The sequence below is a fragment of the Bacillus paralicheniformis genome, assembly GCF_001042485.2.
Taxonomy (GTDB): domain Bacteria; phylum Bacillota; class Bacilli; order Bacillales; family Bacillaceae; genus Bacillus; species Bacillus paralicheniformis.
In genome coordinates, this window is the sequence record NZ_LBMN02000036.1 from 45,450 (window position 1) to 65,927 (window position 20,478).

Consider the following 20,478-nt stretch of genomic DNA (forward strand, 5'->3'; position numbering starts at 1 on the left):
CATATGCATACAAAAAAGGAGGGATCTCAATTTGAGCGATTATTTAGACATGCTTGCCAGCTTCGGCGTCTCATCCGCTCATCCTGGCGGTATGTCCCTGTCAAAGGCAGTGCTCGCCAAAGCTGGCATCGACCCTGAGCAGCCGATTCTTGATGCAGGCTGCGGAACCGGCCAGACCGCCGCTTATTTGGGGCAGCTGCTGTTTCCTGTCACTGCCCTTGACGCCGACCCAGTCATGATCGATAAAGCCCGACAGCGTTTTAAAAAAGAACAGCTATCCATTCCGATTGTCCACTCTCCCCTCGAGGAAATGCCGTTTCAGTCTGAAAGCTTTGCCTGTGTATTATCTGAATCTGTACTGAGCTTCACAGATATCCGGTCCGCTTTACAGGAAATCCGGCGGATTTTAAAACCCGGAGGGATGCTGATCGCGATCGAAGTGTGCCTTAAGGAAGGCAACGCTCTGACAGACGAAGCCAAAAAAGAAATCACGGACTTTTACGGATTCACCGCTTTATATGCCGAGAATGAATGGGTCAATGTCCTGCGGGAAGAAGGATTTTCAAAGGTTAGCATCATCCCTGTCCTATTGGAAGACGCAGCAGACCCTGATGACGCCGTCGAAATGGATTTGTCGCCTTCGATTTCCGACAAAAACTATGAAACAATGGAAAAACACCTGCATTACCTGGAAAAATACCGGGATTCTCTTGATCATATTATTTTTATATCACATCTATAAACCATCATTTGTCCTCCTTCTTTCGTCCAACCTTTTCTATTGAAACTGTCATAAGCTGACTAGGAATAGAATAGATTAGATGATGGAAGGAGCATTCAAGTGGACCGATATTATAGGTTTTGCCACCAAAATGTTGGCAGAGTTGCGAGAATCACCGACAAAGGAGGCCGCGTCCATGTCGGAAGAATCGTCCGTGTATCACCAAGCAAAGTGTATATCGCCCCGATGATCAGACGGGGAGGCCGCGGATTCGCCTACGGATATTACGGCGGCGGATGGGGTTGGGGCCCTGTATACGGACTTGGCCTTGGTTTAATTGCCGGTGTGGCCCTTGCAGGTTTGTTTTTTTGGTAACATGAAAAGGCCGATATCTATCGGCCTTTTCCCTTTTATATCTTTTTCACCTGTTTAAAATACTCTTCAAGCGTCAAGCCGTGTTCTTGGATGACTTTAGCCGCTTTTTTGCCTACATAGCGCAGGTGCCATGGTTCATACTTATATTTCGTAATGTCTTCTTTGTTTTTCGGATAACGGATGATATAGCCGTATTTGTAGGCGTTCTTCTCGACCCATTGTCCGTCTTTCGTATTGCCGAAATCCTCTGATAAGGCGAAGCCGTTGCTTTTGCTGGAAATATCCATCGCAAGTCCTGTCTGATGCTCGCTTTGACCCGGATATGCCACAGCTTCTTTCGCCTTTTCTTCTCCCTTTTGGCTCACTTCGTTGTTATAGATCGCTTTTTGTCTGTCATAGGATCTGTAGCCGGACACCGCAGCCAGTTCATAGCCTTCTTTTTTCGCGGCACTGAACATCTCTTCAAGCGCTTTGGCGGCTTCTTTTCTGATATACCGCTTGTCGATATCCTCGGTAAAAGAAAATGCGACATCAGGCACTGTCAGGTCGCTCGGTGCATAGTTGCCGGGAAGCGCGTATTCTTTATTGACAAGCGCCAGTATGTTTTCCGGATTTTGAATCGTCGGCAGCCCGTCTACATCTTTAATTTGATTAAAATACTTGCTCTCAAGTATGAACTCCTGATCTTCCAGGCTGCTGTCGTCCTTTTGGTCTTTCGCATCTTTGCTTGCATTTGCAGTGTTCTGTGTTTTAGCCGTGTCATTTTGCTTCTGTTCAGTCATGGTACATCCTGTGCCAAGCAGAACCGCTGCACTCAGCAATGAAGCAATCGTCACGTATTTGTACTTTCCGTTCATTCGAATCCATCCTTTTTCAGTGCATGTATCTGGTTACAATGCGGTATCCAGAGCCAGCAGAATCATATCATTAAAGGTCGTCTGCCTTTCTTCTGCCGTTGTTTCCTCGCCGGTAATAACGTGATCGCTGACCGTTAAAATGGAGAGGGCTTTTCGGCCGAATTTCGCAGCTAATGTATAAAGCGCCGTCGTTTCCATCTCGACCGCAAGCACTCCATGTTTGGCAAGCTTCTCAATTTGGCTGTCGTCATTATAGAATTGATCCGCCGTAAACACGTTCCCTGCCGTAACCGGGATGTTCCGCTCACTTGCAGCGTCATAAGCAGCTTTTAACAGGCCGAAGTCTGCGCAGGGCGCAAAGTCGATCGATCCGAATGCCACTCTGTTGATTTGCGAATCGGTTGATGAAGTCATTGCCAGAATGACATCTCTTACATTGACGTCTTTTCTGATCGCACCACACGATCCGACGCGGATCAGGTTTTTCACATCATAGCTTCTGATCAGTTCATTGACATAAATTGAAATAGACGGCACACCCATGCCTGTCCCCTGTACGGAAACGCGCTTTCCTTTATAAGTGCCCGTAAAGCCGTACATTCCCCGTACTTCGTTATAACATTCAACGTTTTCCAAATATGTATCAGCGATATATTTTGCACGCAGCGGGTCTCCCGGCAGCAGCACCGTTTCTGCAATTTGTCCTTTTTCTGCGCCAATATGTACGCTCATGAATATTCCTCCTGCCTTTTTAAAGCTGATTGGTGATGATGATTGCAGCATCCACTCGCATATGTATTATAAACCAACATCGCGGAAAAAGAAAATAAAGCCCTGCAACGCTTCGGCATCATTCTTTTGTTGTCATGTTTAAAAAAGGACAGGCATACCTTTAAAAAAGAATCATTACGATTAGCTATTTCAGGATGGAGGAAAAGTGATGTTTCGTTCACTTAATAGTTATTTAATCGACTTTACCGGGCTTGTTGTCATCGGTGTTTTGCTATGCCTTGTGTCAGCCGGCGGATCGCTCGCCGCAGGCCTCCCCTTCCAGATTCCGGCTTCCGTTCAGCAGCTGAATACGATTTTCATCAGCATTTTAATCGAAGCTCTTCCCTTTGTATTAATCGGGGTATTGATCGCCGGTTTCATCCAGATTTTTGTAACTGAAGAGCACATCCGCTCGCTTTTTCCAAAAAACAGGTTTTCAGGAGTAATTGTCAGCTGTTTGCTCGGCGCTTGTTTTCCGGCTTGCGAATGCGGAATTGTCCCGATCGTGAGAAGGCTCGTCTCAAAAGGCGTTCCCATCTACGCCGGCGTCGGCTTTCTGTTGACAGGTCCGCTGATCAATCCGATTGTCATCTTATCCACTTTTATGGCATTTGGCAATGATTTGCGAATGGCCGTTTTAAGGGTTGCTGTCGGTTTTGCCGCAGCGGTCATCATCGCTTTTGCGATCAGCATGATGTTCCGCTCCAGCCAGCTGAAAACGGAAAGCAGCATAACAGCTGCACACTGCGCCCATTCCGGCAGACAATCCCCTTTTTCGGAAAAGCTATTTGATATGCTGAAACACGCTGTTGACGAATTCTTTGATATGGGAAGGTTTCTGATTATCGGCGCTTTAATTGCCGCACTTGTGCAAACCTACCTCCCGTTAAAATCGCTGTTTTTGTTCGGAGGGGGCATGCTCGACTCGGCATTGGTCATGATGGGACTGGCTTACTTTTTATCACTGTGCTCTGAAGCGGATGCATTTATCGGCGCCTCCTTCTCCAATTTGTTTCCTTCTTCGTCCATCCTTGCTTTTCTCGTATACGGACCAATGCTCGATTTAAAAAATACGGTCATGATGCTGCATGCGTTTAAGCCGAAGTTCGTCATTTGTTTGTCTGTTCTGATCACAGTTGTTGTCTATGTTTGTATCAAATTTGTCAGTTTGCTTTAGAAAGGAGGTTTCACCAATGGTTTTTCAGCCTCGGCAATTTTTGCGCGCACTCGTGTTGGCGGCTTTTTCCGTCTTTATTTTCAAGCTCCATTACACAGGGGAAATTAATAAGCTGATCAATCCGAAATACGATTACACAAGCCTCATCGCCGCAGGTGTGTTTGCGTTTCTGTTTATCATTCAGCTGACAAGGGTCTGGACGGTGAAGGATGACCACTCTGGAGATTGCGGCTGCGGACATGATCATGACGAATCAAAGCCTTTTTTCATCAGGCTGATGCATTATGGCGTAATCACGCTTCCCCTTATCACCGGATTCACCCTTTCCCCGGCTGTACTGAATTCGTCTGTCGCCGCCAATAAAGGGACGATGCTCACCAAAACGGAGATCGCCCCTCAAACCGAAGGCGAAAAGGAACATGTCATGACACCGGAGATTCAGCAGGGGCTCGCCGATTCAGCGATGCCGAAGTCGGCGTATGACCGGAAGATGGAGCAATTTAAGCATGAAAAGCGAATTGTCATGAATGACGATATGTTTGCAGACTATTATGATGAAGTGACAAGCCGTCTTGATCATTACATTGGAAAAGAAATCACGGTCAAAGGCTTCGTCCATAAGGAAGCGGGGCTGAGCGCACGCCAGCTCGTGCTGTCCCGATTTATGATCACACACTGCATCGCAGACGCCAGCCTGATCGGGTTTCTCGCCGAATGGAGCGGCGCTGAGCAATTGCAGCCTGATACATGGATTGAATTGGAAGGAACGCTCGGCAAAGCATCTTATAACGGCGCTGTCATCCCGATCATCCGCACGAAGCGATGGAAGGAGATCAGCGAGCCGAAGCAGCCGTATGTCTACCCGGCCGCGATCAATATGACAGAATAAAGACGACTTTCTCTTGGATAAATAGCGGGGCGTTTAGTCATCCTATTTTTTAGGAAGGAGGTCATAAATGATGGGCAAAAAACAGCGAAACAGAGTCACCGGTCAGAAAAAGAACAACCACATCCCGACAAAGGACGTCATCGCGGCAGAGGATGCACACGAAAAGGAATTCAGCGCCAGAAAACGAAAGAATACAACATAAAAAAACTGCGGACAGCGCTTCCGCAGTTTTTTCAGCTTTACGATGACTGCAGCAAAATGCGGTTGATTTTGCTCCATCCCGTAGACAGCAGTTTATAATAGGTTTTTCCCTTTCTTCCTTCATCGATTAAAACGATGTCGCCTGTTGCAAGGAATCTCGCCTTATAATCATTCGGCACCGTGTCATAAACATTGAAAGTGGAAAATGTCCGTTCCAGCACATCTTCATGGGTTCTGCCGTTTATTTCCGTTCTGTAAACCATTTCATATCCCTTATCTTCACCAAAGCAAGGCGTTTGAAAAATCGTCACATCATAAGGTGTCAGCTTCTTTTTAAACAGTTGAAACATTAACGGCAATACAGATCCCTCCTTTTTTTATACAATTGGCGCTTCGCGGCTCAATCCCTTTGACTACTTTTGTCGAACAAGCGGGTACTTTTCGCCAATTTTTTTGAAGATGAAAAACAGCGCCAGACCGAGAGAAAATCCTGAGATGACATCTGTCATATAATGAACGCCGAGATACATGCGGCTGATGCCGATAAGTCCGACGATAAGGCCTGTCCACATGTAAAGTGCGCGGCTGCGTTGTTGAAAAAAAGGAATACAGAGCAAAAAGAGATATGCGATAAACGGATATATGCTCGCCGCATTCATTGAATGGCCGCTCGGAAAGCTGTGTGACGGTTCGTGCACGAGCGGGTTTATCGAAGGGCGCTCTCTGGCAACCCAGCCTTTCAAAGCTTCATTGGCCGTTCTTTCAACAAAAAACAGCAAATAAAGATACAGTGATGCCGCTGCTTTTTTATAGACGGCAAGTACCAAGGTTAAAGCAAGCATCAGCGGCAGCATGAAGCCGCTTGACCCAAGCTCTGTCACCGCTTTAAAAAACGCTGTGAGAACCGGGTGTCTGACAGATTCGAGAGCCTGTATCACGCTCACATCAAACGATTGAACCGCCGGGATGCGGATAAGAATGGCCATCATTGCAAAGACAGCGGCTGAAAATAGTGCTTTATACATTGAAAAAATCAGTGCCTCCTTGTCATTGTTTTTAAACATTTTACACCCGGCTCCCCCGCCGGGCAAATTTATAAGAAAAACCGGAGCAGGTGCGCCCCGGTCCCTTTTTTCAATCCTCTATATGCTCATCTATCATACATTTTGCAATCAGATAATCAAAGGTGATATCGGCAATTTCGAATAGTTCGTCCTCGCTCGGTATGTAGCCTCTTCTTGTCAGCTCTAGATAAAAAAAATCAGCGATTTCTTCTGTATCTATCATCAGTTCAATTTCTTTCATTGTGATCGCCTCCTTATTCTGATGTATGAGCTGGCATCCGGTTTTATAACCGGTTTGTCATAATGTTTGTCCTCTGTCATATACATGTCGTAACAAGACAAAAGCCGGAAGGGGAAAAGAAAATGATCCAAAAAACGCTTGAAGCACTTGACGGAGAAGGGTTTGACCTGGTATTGGGGAAGGTCTTGAAAGCCATGTTCGGCCTGATTGTGTTCGGCTGTTTTCCTTACTTTTTATATTTGTTGTTTATCATTTGAAATATTCCTTCAGGCTGCTTAACACAAACTCCATCATTTCTTTATATTCCGCATCCTGAAACATTTCATACAATACTTTATAGTCATTGTAAATATCAAGCAGCTCATCCACGACAGCAACAGCCATGTTGCGCTCATGCTCATGCTCCTCGGGATCCCCCGCGAATGGCAGAAACACCTTTTCAGATATCGGTTCATCAAGCTCTTGTCCGGCTTCGCCGACATAATGAACAAACAGAAGCTGATGGACGAACTGGTCCATTTCGTAAGTTCTGAGAACGAGCGTTAAATCTTCTTCTTCGGTTTCAAGCCATTCCCCGTCTTTCAAACGGGTCAGCTCGTAAATGATGTCTTCCCAGCCATCCTCCACATATCTCCAAATTTCCGTTCTGTGCCCGGTGATTTTAAACAATTCTTTGCCGTAATCTTTTACATAGACGACATCCCCGATTAAAAATTCATATTCGATATCAAGCTTTTCCGTATCGACAATGACCCCGTCATAATCTTTGTAGAGCTGAAGAGAAGTTTCAAAATAAAGCACTTCATTATGATTGACTTCATACAAAAAATGCTTATCGATTTTATGAACTTTTGTAATCGTTCCGACCGTCCCGTACATCACGACAACGACAACATCCCCGACTTTGAATTTAGGCGCGTTTGACTTCATATTTGGATTCCCCCTTGCCTTGAAGCTTCCGTGTTACGCTTATCGTATGCTGAGTGCTGTTAATTCGCATGGGCTAAGGTTACAAAGCCCGATGAGTTTTCCGAAAAGCCCAGCCGGCTTTAGGCGAACGTAAAAAATCCGCAGTTATTCAGAACTGCGGATTTTTTATCGCTTTGTTTCCGAAATATATTGCTCCCAAGCCTCATCAAATGTCGTCATTGACGATAAATAATCCCCATTAAGCTCAAGGTAAGAGCTGATTTCATCGTAATGAGTTGATGTCTTGGGAAATCCGTGATCAAGATAAGCGTGGTTCGCAAATTCGCTGATCGCGTCCTTCGGTTTCGGATGGCGGTATTTCATTAAATAATGGTAAAAAGACTTCACGGTCTCCCCTCCTGTCCTCTTTTGATGTTCTATTATACAGGGCGTCTGAAAAAATACAAACAAAAAAAACCGGCAAAAAGCCGGCTTCATGAAGAAAAATCAAAGTAATTGCGCTTCAATATGCGCTCTGTTTTCATCAGCGCATCATACGAAACGGACGAAGGCAGTTTTTTTGTATCGATCAAGAGCAGCTGATTTTCAATTTCCCAAGTGACATTGTCCTCCTGATAGACCATGCCGCAGCCTTCGCATTCCACCGCAGGTGTATCGGTGATTTCGATCGCTTTCGTCCCGTCAGGAAGCTCCCAATAAACCGCCGTGCGGGCTTCCCCGGCTTTTTCTTCACTGCACCATTCACACCTCTTCATTGCACACGCCCCTCAGCTTCGCCTTCTTTTTTTTGCTGAGCAAGGAATTTCTTTTCTTTCAATTCATCGCGCTTTGCCCGGCGGCTTTTCAATGTTTCATGATCGGGCCTTGTGGAATAGCTCTCCCTTCTTTCAAGCCGTTTTAAGCCGTCCGGTGTGTATGAAAGAGCTTGATCCGCATAGATTGCCGATATGCCGATCTCCTCTTTTTCCTTCATTACATCAGGGAAAATTTTGGCAAAATAGTCGTCAGCTCTTCCCGGAATATAGTTCTCAGGCTCAGGATAAGACGTAATGACGCCTTCAAAATTGCGGAGCACGACTTTATCGGGGCTTTGCGAAATCAAGTAATTCGGCTGTATGGCGATTTTTCCGCCCCCGCCCGGCGCGTCAACGACAAAGGTAGGGACAGTGTTTTTTATTTCATGTGTAGATCGCTATTTGAACAACATAAGAAATAAGAATTGCTTATTCAGCAGATAATTACTTTGTAGCATAGACAGCAAGGAGAAACTTTAATGAATTTTGAAACGATAAGGAGTGTTTTTATGGGTATTTTAAGTGGAAATCCAACTGATGAACCGATGCATTATGGTGAAGTTTTTGGTGCATGGTCATTTCTTACAACTGCTAAAGGAATGGTTGCGAGTTATCAAACACAGTTGAATCATGCTGGTGATGGAGACTTGCAAAAATTACTTGAAGAAGCCATACAGGGAGGACAGCAAGAAATTAAACAAATTGAAGCTCTATTAAAACAAAATGGTATCGGTTTACAGCCAACTCCTCCTGAACGGCCTAAAGCATGTTTAGATGATATTCCAACGGGGGCTCGTTTTCAAAACCCAGAAATATCTGCTTCTTTGTCTAAAGACATCGCTGCAGGATTAGTTTCATGTAGTCAGATTATGGGGCAATCAATTCGAGAAGATATAGCTATGATGTTCGGGCAATTTCATGTTCAAAAAGCAGCACTTGGAGCAAAGGTTCTTCGTCTTAATAAAGAAAAAGGATGGTTGATCCCGCCACCATTACACCTTAGTAAAGCTGAAGATTGTTAAGCCTTCTAATTTATAAAGGAACAATGGATCAATCCACTGTTCCTTTTAGTTTAAGTCTATAATATAAATTTATAAAAGCCTCTGCCATAAGATCGTAATTAGGCTCATTTTTGAAACTTAAAATGCAATTTGGACTGCTTTCTCTTTCAAGTTCATATCTTACTCCAGGAACATATTTCAATAAGCACCACCACCCCTTTTCAAAAGGGTATGTGATTCGAAACTTGTCTTATTACCATGCTGTTTTATAAGCTCATCACAGAGCTTGTTTAAGTAATATGTATAATTGACTTTCTTCTTCATCCATCTGACTTCAGTTCCAATCTCTTCACAGATGTTGATCGGAATACTTGATTTATTAACTTTATTCTCGTATGTATGTTCTAACTGATTTTCAGCTATATGTTTATATGTAAGGAATTCATCAATGTGTACGAAATACACTTTATTTTCTGGTTCCCTGAATTGAAACAAAAAACCAGGGATTATGTATGGGTATTTGGCTGCTTCAGTAAGATATTTGATTTGCTGAGGCTTTATAATTTTCTCGCTGAACGAGAATGACTTATTCTTTGTCGACTTCATCTCAACAGGGAACAAGTACCCTTTATAATGAATGAAACAATCGTATTTATTTTTGGATACTGCAGTCCCTCTCTTTAAAAACATTGGATTAACATCTTTAATTCTGTAAAAGAATATACTCTGATCTTTTGCTGATTTTTCAACATTCGCTTCAAATACTTTCCCTTCATTGGTTGCTGCCAATTAATCACTCTCCGATTAAGTTCTTTTAATTCGTCTTTTTGTTTAGTCCATTCTTTTTCATGGCCAACCTACATTGATACATTAGCTCCTCATTGTCATTTGCAAGGTTAATTAGGTTTCTGTTGGCTCTTGGATAATCATTGTCCGCTATAGCTTCTTTCACGGTATCTAGTTTTCTCTGAATCTTGCTTAAAAGCGATTCAAGTTGATTGCTTTCCTCCAAGTGAAACCTCCTTTAGTTCATTTCGGACTCTCATTAGAATTTTTCCAAGCTTGTTTTCTCCAATCCCGTTACAAACTCCCCAATCTCTGTCTCCCCAAGTGTTTCCTTCAATTAAAATTGATTCCCCAGTTTGTAAAAGCCGATTCTTGAGTTGATCATTTTGTTCAAATTTAGCTTTCACGATCTCATACATAAACGTTTCTTTGACTTCTTCCCAATCCGGCCTCAGTTTAACTCTACGCCCTTTCCTTTTTGCTAGATTAGGAGGCAAATCTGAAAACTCCAAGTGAATTGATTTGTCTGTCACTTTCATTGCTTGAAAAGCTGCTTCATTATTTTGATATGTGATTCCTTGGTACATTACTGGTGCTGAATAGAAATTGCTTAAGAAATAATACTTACCTTTAAAATCATCAATTACATCCATCACTTATACTCCTTTTAATTATCTTTTGAAAGACCGATTTTATTTCTTCTTAAAATACTCTTCATAATCCTCTGTTGCAGCCGCAATATTGTTAATTTTCAAATCATTACCCCACTCAAATTCTTCGGATTCTTTAACATCTGAAACATGAACAAGTGACCACCTGAATGTTGGCGATTCTTCAATTTTTTCTTTAAGATCATCAACACTGTAAAATTCATTAGACATATCTGTAATATAAAATTCTGCTTTATAAACTTTCGCCATTTTATTCACCTCGAAATAAATTATTCTTTACCACACACTAATGTCTGTGATGTCTTTTTGGGTTTTACATTTTGAGCAAATCACCTCTACTCTTGTACCAATACTTGCACCTGTTAAAAGAAAAGATGTGTTACCTTTACATTTTTTCCAATGTTCTTCCCTAAAAGCATCCGCTTCCTCCCTTTCTTTTTCAGATAATGTATGAAGGCTGTTAATTCTAAGATTCTCGTTTTCTTTTAACAATTTAGAGATTTCTTCATCTTTTTTGAAGTTCCTCAGCTTTTCTGCAAATGAATCTCTTTCACCAATCAAATTGTCGATGAAAGTACTTAACTCATCCATCAACTTATTCTTCTCCTTATTTTCTATCCATTTGAGAATCATTCCACCACTCCCGTCTTATTTTGAATTAAGCAGATTATCGATCATTCTCCTTATTAATCTCATTGAAATAGCCCTCCCCAAATCACGCCTGCAGCTATAGCAGCTATAAAGACAGAAACAAATTTCATTATTATGAAGAACTTGATATGCTTTGTTTCATCTTCAGTTAAGTTCAAATCTGATAAGGCGAATAAACCAAACATAATCAACAATATCCAAGCTGTAACGGTCAATACTTTTCCACCTTTCTAAATGAAATCAACATTTTATATAGTGTGATGAAAATAAATCGATTCATTTTTATATACAAATCCAATATCACCATCATCTTCATGAAGCATATCGCAAGTCAATTTATTCCCATCTTCCTCGTTTACTTCGACCGTCATGTTTTCAAAATTTTGCTTACCAACTTGGACTGACACAGTACCATATCGTGTATGATATTTAAACATCCCCATTCCACCTCTTCTTAAAAAAATTAGAATTTCATTCAATCAAATTTAAATCTCAAAAGTTTTGATTTCAAACGTTTTATAGGTATCCGCTTCCTCACTTACACTAGGATACTTATCATAGTCATATGGGTAGCCTATACAGTTCATATGAAAGCTTGTTCCCTCTTTGGCAAACTCAGTTTGTAAATGTTCATGCCCACAAATCCAATGTTTAGCGTTAATGAATGGTACATCGACCATATAACAGCTGTTAGGCTCAAAAGGAGAATAAGGATTGTGAACAGGTGGGACGTGAGAAACAAATACATCGACATGAGTGTTTTCGAGCGTTTCATACCAATCCATTGAATCTTTCCACATTGCTCTTACCCCATCTTCTTTACTGTAACCATTAATGCTAATGTAATTTGAGTCATTAGAGACTCCTTTGAAGAAATCCCATCCTTCAATTCCTTTTGGCAAATACCACATAGCATCTCCTGCAAAGACTTTTCCTTTGTATGTATCCGTTGATTTGATTAAAGGTGTCACATTTTTTATGTCAACAGCCTTTTTAGTTAGATCATTCAACCTTCCTAATGAATCTAAGTACTTTCTTTTTTGGTTTTTGCTGATTAAGTAAAGATCATGATTTCCATATGTGAAGTAAACCTTCTCGTACTGTTTTGCTACTTCATCTAAAACCCAAATGGCTTGTTGATTCCATTCAGTAAAATCACCAGCAATGACCAATACCTCCCCATTACCGTTTGAGATCAACCTATTTACGATTTCCCTTGTTCGCTTCTCCCACTTGATCTGATTTACATTCCAAGGAATCCAATGATTGATATGGAGATCTGATACATAATCAATTTTCATTTGCCCCCTACCTTTCTTAATGAAAAAATTTATTTCTTTGGCGTGTATAAATTAAAATAATCTCTCCATAATATGATTCAAACAAGCTTAGAACAGCCTTCATGCACCCCTTGTCAATTAGTCTCTAATTATCTAAAAGAAAAAGGGATTGAATTGTTTTACGGTGCCGGAGATCTTGAATATATGCACGAACTTTTTCGCGATTACGTTGTCTACTGCGAGATGTACGGAAGAGATGACTGTACTTTTAGGGTTACCACAAAAGAGAAAGCGAGAGAGTCATATTCTTCAACCACTCTTCTATATATTCCATCAATCTTTAAAACTCCTGTCTTTCGAAACTCGGGGTTTAGAAAGAGGTTTTATTTGTGGATTGGCTTGATCTGATAAGGATTAGCGGTAATGAATATAAATATGCTAGGAATGAATTAAGGCTTGTCTGTGAGGCTGTGAGTGTGGTTAAAATGGAAATAAAAAAGACTCAGTTATAGTTTTTTGTAGCAATAAATGCGTTGGTATTTTCAATAAACATTCCAAGAGTCAAAAAGTCAAAAAAACTTGTAAAATATGCAATAATGTTTATTTCCTTAGACCTTCTCTTGCTAGGAAAAGCGTCACTTGCTCAAAAAAGTGTCAAAGCATTTGGCAATCTCAATATTTAACAGGAAAGAACGCTAATCGTTATAAAAATAAATGATTCTTAATTGGGGATGAGCAAAATGAAAAAATACATTAACCATTTGACCTTAACTATAGCCGCTTGCCAAACAACACTTGGAAACTCCGAAGATGAAGCTAAACGATTTACCGAGTATGATTTATTGGACTTTGGTGAATTTGAAGAACTTAAAGAAATAACAATAACCAATTATGATGGTGATAAGATTACCCTCCAAGCCTTTAATATGGGGCTGGAGATTGAGGATACTGAAGAGGTCGATGAAGAAGACTCAGCACTATACATAAAATAATGACTGTATTTTATTCTGACTCTGCTTGAATGCAGAGTTTTTTATTTTTGTTCACCTCTCCCCCACTCTCCGCTTTGAAAGGATGTGATTATTAGTTGAGTCAACAATTAAAAATTGTAGTTACTCCAGTTGCCGACACCTCCGCTCAATCAGTTGAACAAATTAACAAGCAGCTTAAAACACTACAATCAAAGTTAAACTCCCTTCAGCTCAAAACAAACATTAACGCTTCTGCATTAAAAACCCTCAAGGAATTTTCTTCTGCAGTTGAAACATATCAAAAAAATCTTAAGAATTACAATCAGACAGTTAAAGAAACACAAACGGTTATTAAAAACGCTGATGGGACAACCGAAAAAATCATTCAGCAGCACAAAAAGAATGGTGAAATACTTCAGCGAGAAATTAAGACGATTGATAATCGAAATCAAAAGATTCGTCAAGAAACTCAAGAAACAGCAAAATTAACCTCTGAAATTCAAAAGCTTGGCCAAGCTCAAAAGATAATTGAACGTCAAAATGCTCAAGGTGTAAAAACTGGATCAACTCAGAAAAACCGTGACGGTTTTAAGGATATTACATACAATCTCGATCAAAACGGTAACCTTAAAAACTCAACCACTGTAACAAACCTTGATCAACAAAGAAAGGCAATTGAACAGCTTAGGGCAAGCCTGCAAAGACTAAAAGAGCAAGGGCAACTGTCTGAAGTAACCCTCTCTTCTCTTGGTCGAAAAATCAATTTAGCTCAGTCCACAGAACAGATTGAAGCACTCAGAGCAAAGCTTAAGACTCTTGATGACAAGTCAGCAGCAGTTGCAAAAACTAAAGAGCTTGAAAGACAGTTAGAACTATATAGAAGACAAGCTCAGGTAAATACTCAGAACTTACAAAACAGATACGGCAGCTCATTGAGCCAGGGAAGTAATCTACAACTTCAGCAGTATTTGAGTTCAGTTAATCAATTAACTGCAAGGACACCTAATCTAAGAAATCAGATGGCTAGCCTTAATATGCAGTTTAGAGAAATGTCATCTAATATTGCAGCTACGACAAGACAAACAATGAGCTTTGGAGAGCAGCTTCAAGTGAGTTTTTCTCGCATACCTGTGTGGGCTGCAGGTATGACACTTTTTTATGCACCTCTGAGACTGCTTCAAGATCTCACTAGTCAAGTTATATCACTTGACACTCAAATGACTGGCTTACGACGTGTTATGGACTTACCTGATTATAAGTTTAACGAGCTTCTTCAAAGATCTATTGATTTAAGCGATGAGTTAGCAAACAAGACTTCAGATGTTCTTACCATAATGAACGAATTTGGGCGTATGGGTTACAAAGATGATGAGTTATTGGATCTAACCAAGACAGCTCAAATGATGGAGAATATAAGTGAACTACAACCTGAAGATACTGTTAAAGCCCTCACTTCAGCGATGGTTAACTTCGGAATACAGTCGAAAGACAGCATAAAAATCGCCGATGCGTTAAATGAGATTGATAATAATTTCCAAACAAGCACATTAGATCTCGCTCAGTCTATGAGAAAATCTGCTGCCTCCGCAAAAGTATATGGCGTAAGTATGGAACAACTACTGGGATTAAGTTTAGTCCTCCTTTATAGCAATATAAAGGTAATAAACCTCTCTAATTGCTGGGAACTCCTTATAGGACAATCAGCAGCGAAGCCTCGTTTGAGGAACGTTCAACGACTATTCCATTGGCGGTGAAATTCCGCAACAGAAGTAGGGCGCAAGCTATTGGCGTGGGTGAAAACCCCTTAAATCGAAACGGGAGGTGCCCCAAGTGGGTCATGATATAGTCTCAACTTATAGGCAACTATAAGCAGTAAAAAACGCATGTAATGTAGCGAATTACATGGAAGAAACTGATACAACAGCCATACAATCCGCCACGAAGGAAAGTGGAAATATTGTCGGTAATGCCCTCAAAACAATTTTCGCGAGAATTCAAACGAATGGCGCTGCAATTAAAAGTCTCGAAAGTGTAGGAATTGCAGTAAAAGATGTTGGTGGAGAAGCTAGACCTGTCTCCGATATACTAGAGGATCTTTCCTCCAAATGGGATAGTCTGAGTCAGGCACAGAAACAGCAAATAGGTGTAGCAACATCGGGTATGTTTCAAAATACGAGATTCCTAGGCTTGATGGAAAATTTTGGAACTGCAATTTCTGCGACATCTTCCGCTATGAACAGCCAGGGGTCTGCGATGCGCGAGCAACAGCGCTACTCAGAAAGTTTAGAAGGACGTCTTAATAGATTATCTGCTGCATGGACAAGTCTTGCTGCAAATGCAGGTGAAGCTTTCCTTTCTGATGGAATAATTGCTTTTGCTGAAACATTAAGAGACATCGTTCAAGTCGGTGGTGAAGTTATAAAAACAGTTGGATTCCTACCAAGCCTTTTTGCGTTAACAAGTACCGCCACCCTCCTTCTTAGTAAAAATGCAAGAACACTTGCAACCACATTGGTATTTGGTACTTCTGCAATGAGACAAGAAACTCTTGCAAGTATAGGGTTAACTACTGGAATGACCCGCGCAGCAGTCGCTTCTACTCTACTAAAAAATTCACTTAGAGCTTTAATGGTTTCAACTGCTGTAGGTGTGGTTTTCATTGGTATAGGACTTGCAATCGAAAAACTTGTCTCTGCTTTTTCTGATGCTAAACAAGAACAAGAAAAGCTTGCAGAGTCACAAAAGAAAAGTGTCGAAGCAATAACCACAAATAAAGAACAGACCGATCAGTTAATCCAAAAATATAAAGAGCTGCAAAAAGCAAAAGATAACGGTTCCCTTTCCCCTGACAAGGAGCAAGAATATCTACAGGTCACGCAACAATTAGCACAAACGTTCCCTAATTTGATTTCTGGCTATGACTCCCAAGGTAATGCCATCATTAAAAATAATGAAGCGTTAGAAGATGCCATAAAATACACCAAAGAATTAGCCGAATTAAACAAAAAAGACATTCAAACTGGCGCAAATAGCAACTTTAAAGAAACCCTCAGTGATATCAGTAACCTGACTGATGAAATGAAGGAGTACCAAAAAGTTGCAGACCATTATAAAAATAATGATCGGCCATTCTGGGATATCTTCGACAGCGACAGTGATTATAAAAATTTTGGGATTAAAGCTGAACAACAAGCTCTTCAAGTCAATCAGAAGTTATCTAGTTCTCAAGCTAAACTTAGAGAGCAAGTGCTGCAAACTGTTGACGCTTATAACTCCATTAAAATCAACCCTCAGTTAACCAAAGATATCAACGAAGCCTTCAATAAAATTGACTTTAGTAAGATGACTTCTGATGAATTAGAGTCGTTTTCCATTAATGTTTCAAAATACATGGATGACATTCAGAAAGCATTGGAATCAGGGAATAAAGTTGATTTCTCAAGAGCATCTCAAGCACTTCAGAATTTAATTAACCAACAAATCAAAGGTTCTGATGAAGCTGACAAACTTTCCTTATCTTATGATGACCTAAAGAATGCTATAGACTCTACAAAAAATGCTGCTGATTCTGCAAAGGTCACTTGGGATGAAAATGGTGAAGGTGTAAACGAATTAACAGGAGAAGTTGAAGATTTAAGTCAAAAGCTAAAGGATGCCAAAGGCGATCTAGAGGCAATAAAAGCTGTAATGGACGATTTGGTGGCTTCTCAACAAACAGAACAAGCTATTTCTGCCCTTCAAAATGAAGCATATGATTCTTTTGCTGACTCCATCTCCCCTCTCAATGAACTGCTTGAGAAAATGGCTGAAGGAAAAAGCATCTCAGCTGCTGAAGCAATGAAACTGGTTCAAAAAGAAAAAGACTTGGCTGGAGCTATTAGTGTTGAAAACGGCGTAGTTAAATTAAACCGAGATGCTATCATAAAACTACGTGATGCAAAACTTAAAGCATACAACGACATGCAAAAGTCAGTTAAACAGGATCTAATCAACCAGGCAAACGCAACAGTAAAGAAAATAAAGAACTATGGTTTAGAGGTCAAATCAATCCAGACTGTTGCCGATGCGCAAGCCAATCTTTCCAAAATGAGAAAACAAGTAGACACTTTGATGGAAAGTGGCAATATCCAGATGGCAATGCCAATCATTAAAGAAATAAACGAGTTGAGCGACGTCACTGGACAGTTAGAAGATCTGGATAAAATGGCTGAATTGGCCAACTCATCTTTAAATGAAGTTGGTACGTCCCTTGAGAAATATTCTGATGAACAAGAAAAAGCTAGCAAAGAAACTGAGAAATCCAAATACGTCATTGATAAATATAAAGAATCCCTTGAAAAAGTAAATGCGGAAATTGAGACATACAACAAGCAAACCAATGATTATCCTAAATGGTCACAAAAATACAGAGACGCAATCAATAAGGAAATCAAGGCATTAGAGCGTAAGAAAAAGCTGATGCAAGATCAGATTAAACTGCTGAAACAGCAAATCAAATCTGGTTATATTCCTCAAACTGGACTTGTTACCTCCTCTTCCTCTTCTGGTTCTTCATCAGGCTCATATTCTTCTGGAGGATCATATTCCGGAAAATACTCTTCTTACATTAATGCTGCGGCAAGCAAATATGGTGTTGACCCTGCCCTAATCGCGGCAATTATTAAACAAGAATCAAGCTTCAATGCCAAAGCTCGTTCTAGCGCTGGAGCAATGGGTTTAATGCAACTCATGCCTAGTACTGCAAAAAGTCTAGGTGTAAAAAATGCATATGATCCCTACCAAAACATTATGGGCGGCACAAAATATATTTCTCAGATGCTTAACAAGTTTGGCGGAAACATCGAGAAAGCTTTAGCTGCTTACAACGCGGGGCCAGGAAACGTTATTAAATATGGTGGCGTCCCTCCTTTCAAAGAAACACAAAATTACGTTAAGACTATTCTTTCTAACTACAATAAGAGCTTATCTACCGCGACATCAAAAATCGCTAATTACTATACCAGCGCGAATGGATTTAGAGTAAGCTCAAAGTTTGGCCAAAAAGAAAGTGGTCTCCGCTCCTCCCCTCACAAAGGAACCGACTTCGCAGCCAAAGCTGGAACCCCTGTAAAAGCATTGAAAGCTGGTAAAGTCATAACCGCTACCTATTCAAAAACAGCAGGTAACTGGGTTGTCATTCAACAGGATGATGGAACAGTTGCAAAATATATGCACATGCAAAACGGCCTTAAAGTTAAGAAAGGTGATGTTGTATCTGCTGGCCAAACAATAGGTAAAGTAGGAAGCACTGGACACTCAACAGGAAACCACCTCCACCTACAAATTGAGCAAAATGGCAAACCAATTGACCCAGAAAAGTATATGCAGGGTTTAAACTCAGATCTTTCTCAGTCTGAAGCTGAAAGACAACAAGCCCTTTCACAGGCAAAATCGGATTTAATCGGTTTGCAAGGTGATTTAGATGCAGTTAATGATCAAATTCAAGACCTGCAATACGAATTGGTTCAATCCAAGCTTGATGAATTTGATAAACGGAAATCTGATCTAGAAGTCAAAATTGCTAAAAATGAGTCTTTAGCCAAACGTTACCTTTCTGACAGCAAGGAATTTCGCAAATATACAAATGAGCAGAAGAAAGCTGTTGACGAGCAACGCAAAATTCAACAACAAAAAATTAACTGGATCAACAAAGAGTTAAAAACAAATAAAAAACTTAACTATGCTCAACGCGATCAACTAAGAGAAGAGCTGAAACAGGCTAAATTAGATCTCATCTCCTTGCAAGACCAAGTTAGAGAGCTACAAGGGGAACTAATTCAGTCACAGGTTGACCAGACACTCAATAATATTGAGAAATCTGTTAAGAAAACTGAATCCAAGCTTAAAGATGTTGATATCAAGATTCAAATGACTGAGGATGACAATCAAAAAGTCAAGTACTACAGTCAGCAAATAAAATTGATTCAACAGCAACAAGCTGAAGCAAAAAAGTACATTAAGCAACTTGAAGCACAGAAAAAGGCAGCTAAAGGTTTCCCTGACATCCAGAAACAAATCACAGAGGAAATTGAAAACTGGAAGGATAAACAGAAGGAATACAACCTGGAGCTTTATAACACCAAGAAGTCCATTAAAGATATCTATAAATCACTCGCAGATGAAGTCGTTTCAATTTATAAAGAAATGTACGAAAAGATGCGTGATATTGAGCTGGAAGCACATCGAAAAGCAACTCAAGATATAATCGATGAAATTGATAAAGAAGACGACGAAGCCAAGTTCCAGAAATCCCTTAAAGAAAAACAGGATGCCATTCAAGAAACAAAAGACAAGATAAGCAAACTGTCTCTCGATGATTCAGATGAGGCAAAAGCAAAACTAAAAGATTTAGATAAGCAACTCCAAGAACAACAACAAGATCTTGATGAATTTTTAAAGGATCGTGAGAATTCTAAACGTAAAGAAGCATTACAGGATCAACTTGAAAAAGATGAGAAATCAATAAACACCAAGTATGATGATCTTGTCAACGACGAAAGAGCATTTAAAAAGCTTGAGGATAAGTTGATGAATGGAAAGATTACCGATATCGCCAAGCAGCTTAACGAGTTTTCAAAGTTCATTAACAGCAACATGGAATCTATTGGTAAGAGTATCTCCAACAATCTAATTGATAAGCTTAAAGAAGCCTCCAAAGCTTTAAATGTTGTAGTCGCTGGAAATACCACAGGTAAGAAAGTTGCCTCTTTTGATGTGGGTGGCTATACAGGAACATGGGGCAGTTCAGGAAGACTTGCAATGCTCCATGAACAAGAACTTGTTTTAAATAAAGCTGATACAAGCAATGTCTTGAAAATTGTTGAGCTCACCCGAAACATTTTTGGAGATATCCAAACAAAAGCTACACTCCCTTCCCCTAATGCTGCATCTAATCAAACGACAAGTAACCAAACATTTAATTTTAACTTTAATGTAGATAAGATGACTGGCTCTAAAGATGATGCAAATAAATTCTTAGGAGAAGCATTTAACATTGTATCAGCTAGAGGGGTTAAAATTTAGAGTCGGCAAGATGTCGACTCTTTCTGTTTTTTTGAA

The 20,478-nt window shown here is 40.4% G+C and carries 25 protein-coding genes and 2 pseudogenes; 11 read left to right on the top strand and 16 right to left on the bottom strand.

All coding sequences use genetic code 11. The annotated features are described in order from the left end of the window. The first annotated feature begins 31 nt into the window (after nucleotides 1–31). The gene (locus tag ACH97_RS19135; protein WP_020451838.1) at nucleotides 32–742 is read left to right on the top strand and encodes a class I SAM-dependent methyltransferase; all 711 of its coding nucleotides are present in this window, start codon (nucleotides 32–34) and stop codon (nucleotides 740–742) included. Between the two features lie 99 nt (nucleotides 743–841). Then, nucleotides 842–1,096 carry a hypothetical protein gene (locus tag ACH97_RS19140; RefSeq protein WP_020451839.1) on the top strand — a complete coding sequence of 85 codons (255 nt, stop codon included), beginning with the start codon at nucleotides 842–844 and terminating at the stop codon, nucleotides 1,094–1,096. Between the two features lie 35 nt (nucleotides 1,097–1,131). Here the strand turns inward: ACH97_RS19140 and ACH97_RS19145 are convergent, their stop codons facing one another. Further along, a complete protein-coding gene (locus ACH97_RS19145; protein WP_020451840.1) occupies nucleotides 1,132–1,953 on the bottom strand; it encodes a M15 family metallopeptidase in 822 nt (273 codons plus the stop codon). 33 nt (nucleotides 1,954–1,986) lie between these two features. After that, a complete protein-coding gene (gene deoD, locus ACH97_RS19150; protein WP_003182742.1) occupies nucleotides 1,987–2,685 on the bottom strand; it encodes a purine-nucleoside phosphorylase in 699 nt (232 codons plus the stop codon). Between the two features lie 208 nt (nucleotides 2,686–2,893). On the opposite strand from deoD, the gene ACH97_RS19155 reads away from it, so the two are divergent. The 3 genes from ACH97_RS19155 (at nucleotide 2,894) to ACH97_RS23530 (ending at nucleotide 4,992) form a co-directional block, all read left to right on the top strand. Continuing rightward, a complete protein-coding gene (locus ACH97_RS19155; RefSeq protein ID WP_020451841.1) occupies nucleotides 2,894–3,901 on the top strand; it encodes a permease in 1,008 nt (335 codons plus the stop codon). A gap of 16 nt (nucleotides 3,902–3,917) precedes the next feature. Further along, complete coding sequence (locus tag ACH97_RS19160) at nucleotides 3,918–4,790, top strand: TIGR03943 family putative permease subunit (RefSeq protein WP_020451842.1); 873 nt, start codon at nucleotides 3,918–3,920, stop codon at nucleotides 4,788–4,790. A gap of 70 nt (nucleotides 4,791–4,860) precedes the next feature. Continuing rightward, nucleotides 4,861–4,992: a hypothetical protein gene (locus tag ACH97_RS23530; protein ID WP_020451843.1), complete on the top strand. Its 132-nt coding sequence runs from the start codon at nucleotides 4,861–4,863 to the stop codon at nucleotides 4,990–4,992. Between the two features lie 37 nt (nucleotides 4,993–5,029). On the opposite strand, the gene ACH97_RS19165 is transcribed toward ACH97_RS23530, so the two are convergent. From ACH97_RS19165 to ACH97_RS23185, 3 genes are all read right to left on the bottom strand, one after another. Further along, a complete protein-coding gene (locus ACH97_RS19165) occupies nucleotides 5,030–5,341 on the bottom strand; it encodes a YodL domain-containing protein (RefSeq protein WP_173636688.1) in 312 nt (103 codons plus the stop codon). Nucleotides 5,342–5,404: 63 nt separating this feature from the next. Beyond that, entirely contained in the window at nucleotides 5,405–6,016 is a 612-nt protein-coding gene (locus tag ACH97_RS19170) for a phosphatase PAP2 family protein (RefSeq protein WP_041817450.1), read from the bottom strand. Between the two features lie 109 nt (nucleotides 6,017–6,125). Next, a complete protein-coding gene (locus ACH97_RS23185; RefSeq protein ID WP_020451846.1) occupies nucleotides 6,126–6,296 on the bottom strand; it encodes a YozD family protein in 171 nt (56 codons plus the stop codon). 122 nt (nucleotides 6,297–6,418) lie between these two features. Here ACH97_RS23185 and ACH97_RS24125 point away from each other — a divergent pair, with 122 nt between their 5' ends. Continuing rightward, nucleotides 6,419–6,553, top strand: coding sequence for a hypothetical protein (locus ACH97_RS24125; protein ID WP_020451847.1), 135 nt, complete (start codon nucleotides 6,419–6,421; stop codon nucleotides 6,551–6,553). On the opposite strand, the gene ACH97_RS19175 is transcribed toward ACH97_RS24125, so the two are convergent. The 4 genes and pseudogenes from ACH97_RS19175 to ACH97_RS19190 form a co-directional block, all read right to left on the bottom strand. Further along, the gene (locus ACH97_RS19175) at nucleotides 6,546–7,226 is read right to left on the bottom strand and encodes a hypothetical protein (protein ID WP_020451848.1); all 681 of its coding nucleotides are present in this window, start codon (nucleotides 7,224–7,226) and stop codon (nucleotides 6,546–6,548) included. The two genes, ACH97_RS24125 and ACH97_RS19175, sit on opposite strands and share 8 nt — an antisense overlap. Before the next feature lie 165 nt (nucleotides 7,227–7,391). Next, on the bottom strand, nucleotides 7,392–7,613 hold the full coding sequence (locus tag ACH97_RS19180) for a YozE family protein (protein WP_020451849.1): 222 nt from the start codon (nucleotides 7,611–7,613) through the stop codon (nucleotides 7,392–7,394). Nucleotides 7,614–7,699: 86 nt separating this feature from the next. Continuing rightward, a complete protein-coding gene (locus tag ACH97_RS19185; RefSeq protein WP_020451850.1) occupies nucleotides 7,700–7,981 on the bottom strand; it encodes a YokU family protein in 282 nt (93 codons plus the stop codon). Beyond that, a pseudogene (locus ACH97_RS19190) lies at nucleotides 7,978–8,409 on the bottom strand (lysine 2,3-aminomutase); the annotation flags it as partial. The gene ACH97_RS19185 and the pseudogene ACH97_RS19190, both read right to left, overlap by 4 nt. Before the next feature lie 120 nt (nucleotides 8,410–8,529). On the opposite strand from ACH97_RS19190, the gene ACH97_RS19195 reads away from it, so the two are divergent. Then, the gene (locus tag ACH97_RS19195) at nucleotides 8,530–9,042 is read left to right on the top strand and encodes a DUF3231 family protein (protein ID WP_031314819.1); all 513 of its coding nucleotides are present in this window, start codon (nucleotides 8,530–8,532) and stop codon (nucleotides 9,040–9,042) included. Between the two features lie 177 nt (nucleotides 9,043–9,219). On the opposite strand, the gene ACH97_RS19200 is transcribed toward ACH97_RS19195, so the two are convergent. The 7 genes from ACH97_RS19200 to ACH97_RS19230 all read right to left on the bottom strand — a co-directional run bounded on the left by ACH97_RS19200 (nucleotide 9,220) and on the right by ACH97_RS19230 (nucleotide 12,430). After that, on the bottom strand, nucleotides 9,220–9,810 hold the full coding sequence (locus ACH97_RS19200; protein ID WP_021837999.1) for a PDDEXK family nuclease: 591 nt from the start codon (nucleotides 9,808–9,810) through the stop codon (nucleotides 9,220–9,222). Between the two features lie 200 nt (nucleotides 9,811–10,010). Continuing rightward, entirely contained in the window at nucleotides 10,011–10,460 is a 450-nt protein-coding gene (locus ACH97_RS19210) for an NADAR family protein (protein ID WP_021837997.1), read from the bottom strand. Nucleotides 10,461–10,499: 39 nt separating this feature from the next. Continuing rightward, a complete protein-coding gene (locus tag ACH97_RS19215; RefSeq protein WP_021837996.1) occupies nucleotides 10,500–10,727 on the bottom strand; it encodes a hypothetical protein in 228 nt (75 codons plus the stop codon). Nucleotides 10,728–10,754: 27 nt separating this feature from the next. Continuing rightward, the gene (locus ACH97_RS19220; RefSeq protein ID WP_021837995.1) at nucleotides 10,755–11,111 is read right to left on the bottom strand and encodes a hypothetical protein; all 357 of its coding nucleotides are present in this window, start codon (nucleotides 11,109–11,111) and stop codon (nucleotides 10,755–10,757) included. Between the two features lie 59 nt (nucleotides 11,112–11,170). Beyond that, entirely contained in the window at nucleotides 11,171–11,344 is a 174-nt protein-coding gene (locus tag ACH97_RS23535; protein WP_009328256.1) for a hypothetical protein, read from the bottom strand. 33 nt (nucleotides 11,345–11,377) lie between these two features. Beyond that, nucleotides 11,378–11,566 carry a hypothetical protein gene (locus tag ACH97_RS19225; RefSeq protein WP_048349902.1) on the bottom strand — a complete coding sequence of 63 codons (189 nt, stop codon included), beginning with the start codon at nucleotides 11,564–11,566 and terminating at the stop codon, nucleotides 11,378–11,380. A 48-nt stretch (nucleotides 11,567–11,614) separates the two neighbouring features. After that, nucleotides 11,615–12,430, bottom strand: a complete 816-nt coding sequence (locus ACH97_RS19230; protein WP_048349901.1) for a metallophosphoesterase family protein — start codon at nucleotides 12,428–12,430, stop codon at nucleotides 11,615–11,617. 72 nt (nucleotides 12,431–12,502) lie between these two features. Here ACH97_RS19230 and ACH97_RS24130 point away from each other — a divergent pair, with 72 nt between their 5' ends. From ACH97_RS24130 to ACH97_RS24290, 4 genes and pseudogenes are all read left to right on the top strand, one after another. After that, nucleotides 12,503–12,817 carry a hypothetical protein gene (locus ACH97_RS24130; protein ID WP_081043999.1) on the top strand — a complete coding sequence of 105 codons (315 nt, stop codon included), beginning with the start codon at nucleotides 12,503–12,505 and terminating at the stop codon, nucleotides 12,815–12,817. A gap of 332 nt (nucleotides 12,818–13,149) precedes the next feature. Further along, nucleotides 13,150–13,401, top strand: coding sequence for a hypothetical protein (locus ACH97_RS19235; protein WP_048349900.1), 252 nt, complete (start codon nucleotides 13,150–13,152; stop codon nucleotides 13,399–13,401). A 95-nt stretch (nucleotides 13,402–13,496) separates the two neighbouring features. Beyond that, nucleotides 13,497–15,134, top strand: coding sequence for a phage tail tape measure protein (locus ACH97_RS19240; RefSeq protein ID WP_225315865.1), 1,638 nt, complete (start codon nucleotides 13,497–13,499; stop codon nucleotides 15,132–15,134). A gap of 163 nt (nucleotides 15,135–15,297) precedes the next feature. Further along, nucleotides 15,298–20,442, top strand: a pseudogene (locus tag ACH97_RS24290) (phage tail tape measure protein); the annotation flags it as partial. Between the last annotated feature and the right edge of the window lie 36 nt (nucleotides 20,443–20,478).

Excerpts from the sequence above, each read along its gene's own strand:
- ACH97_RS19145 (WP_020451840.1), bottom strand. The coding sequence starts at position 1,953 with ATGAACGGAAAGTACAAATACGTGACGATTGCTTCATTGCTGAGTGCA.
- deoD (WP_003182742.1), bottom strand. The coding sequence starts at position 2,685 with ATGAGCGTACATATTGGCGCAGAAAAAGGACAAATTGCAGAAACGGTG.
- ACH97_RS19155 (WP_020451841.1), top strand. The coding sequence starts at position 2,894 with ATGTTTCGTTCACTTAATAGTTATTTAATCGACTTTACCGGGCTTGTT.
- ACH97_RS19160 (WP_020451842.1), top strand. The coding sequence starts at position 3,918 with ATGGTTTTTCAGCCTCGGCAATTTTTGCGCGCACTCGTGTTGGCGGCT.
- ACH97_RS23530 (WP_020451843.1), top strand. The coding sequence starts at position 4,861 with ATGGGCAAAAAACAGCGAAACAGAGTCACCGGTCAGAAAAAGAACAAC.
- ACH97_RS19165 (WP_173636688.1), bottom strand. The coding sequence starts at position 5,341 with ATGTTTCAACTGTTTAAAAAGAAGCTGACACCTTATGATGTGACGATT.
- ACH97_RS19170 (WP_041817450.1), bottom strand. The coding sequence starts at position 6,016 with ATGTATAAAGCACTATTTTCAGCCGCTGTCTTTGCAATGATGGCCATT.
- ACH97_RS23185 (WP_020451846.1), bottom strand. The coding sequence starts at position 6,296 with ATGAAAGAAATTGAACTGATGATAGATACAGAAGAAATCGCTGATTTT.
- ACH97_RS24125 (WP_020451847.1), top strand. The coding sequence starts at position 6,419 with ATGATCCAAAAAACGCTTGAAGCACTTGACGGAGAAGGGTTTGACCTG.
- ACH97_RS19175 (WP_020451848.1), bottom strand. The coding sequence starts at position 7,226 with ATGAAGTCAAACGCGCCTAAATTCAAAGTCGGGGATGTTGTCGTTGTC.
- ACH97_RS19185 (WP_020451850.1), bottom strand. The coding sequence starts at position 7,981 with ATGAAGAGGTGTGAATGGTGCAGTGAAGAAAAAGCCGGGGAAGCCCGC.
- ACH97_RS19195 (WP_031314819.1), top strand. The coding sequence starts at position 8,530 with ATGGGTATTTTAAGTGGAAATCCAACTGATGAACCGATGCATTATGGT.
- ACH97_RS19210 (WP_021837997.1), bottom strand. The coding sequence starts at position 10,460 with ATGGATGTAATTGATGATTTTAAAGGTAAGTATTATTTCTTAAGCAAT.
- ACH97_RS19215 (WP_021837996.1), bottom strand. The coding sequence starts at position 10,727 with ATGGCGAAAGTTTATAAAGCAGAATTTTATATTACAGATATGTCTAAT.
- ACH97_RS19220 (WP_021837995.1), bottom strand. The coding sequence starts at position 11,111 with ATGATTCTCAAATGGATAGAAAATAAGGAGAAGAATAAGTTGATGGAT.
- ACH97_RS19225 (WP_048349902.1), bottom strand. The coding sequence starts at position 11,566 with ATGTTTAAATATCATACACGATATGGTACTGTGTCAGTCCAAGTTGGT.
- ACH97_RS19230 (WP_048349901.1), bottom strand. The coding sequence starts at position 12,430 with ATGAAAATTGATTATGTATCAGATCTCCATATCAATCATTGGATTCCT.
- ACH97_RS24130 (WP_081043999.1), top strand. The coding sequence starts at position 12,503 with ATGATTCAAACAAGCTTAGAACAGCCTTCATGCACCCCTTGTCAATTA.
- ACH97_RS19235 (WP_048349900.1), top strand. The coding sequence starts at position 13,150 with ATGAAAAAATACATTAACCATTTGACCTTAACTATAGCCGCTTGCCAA.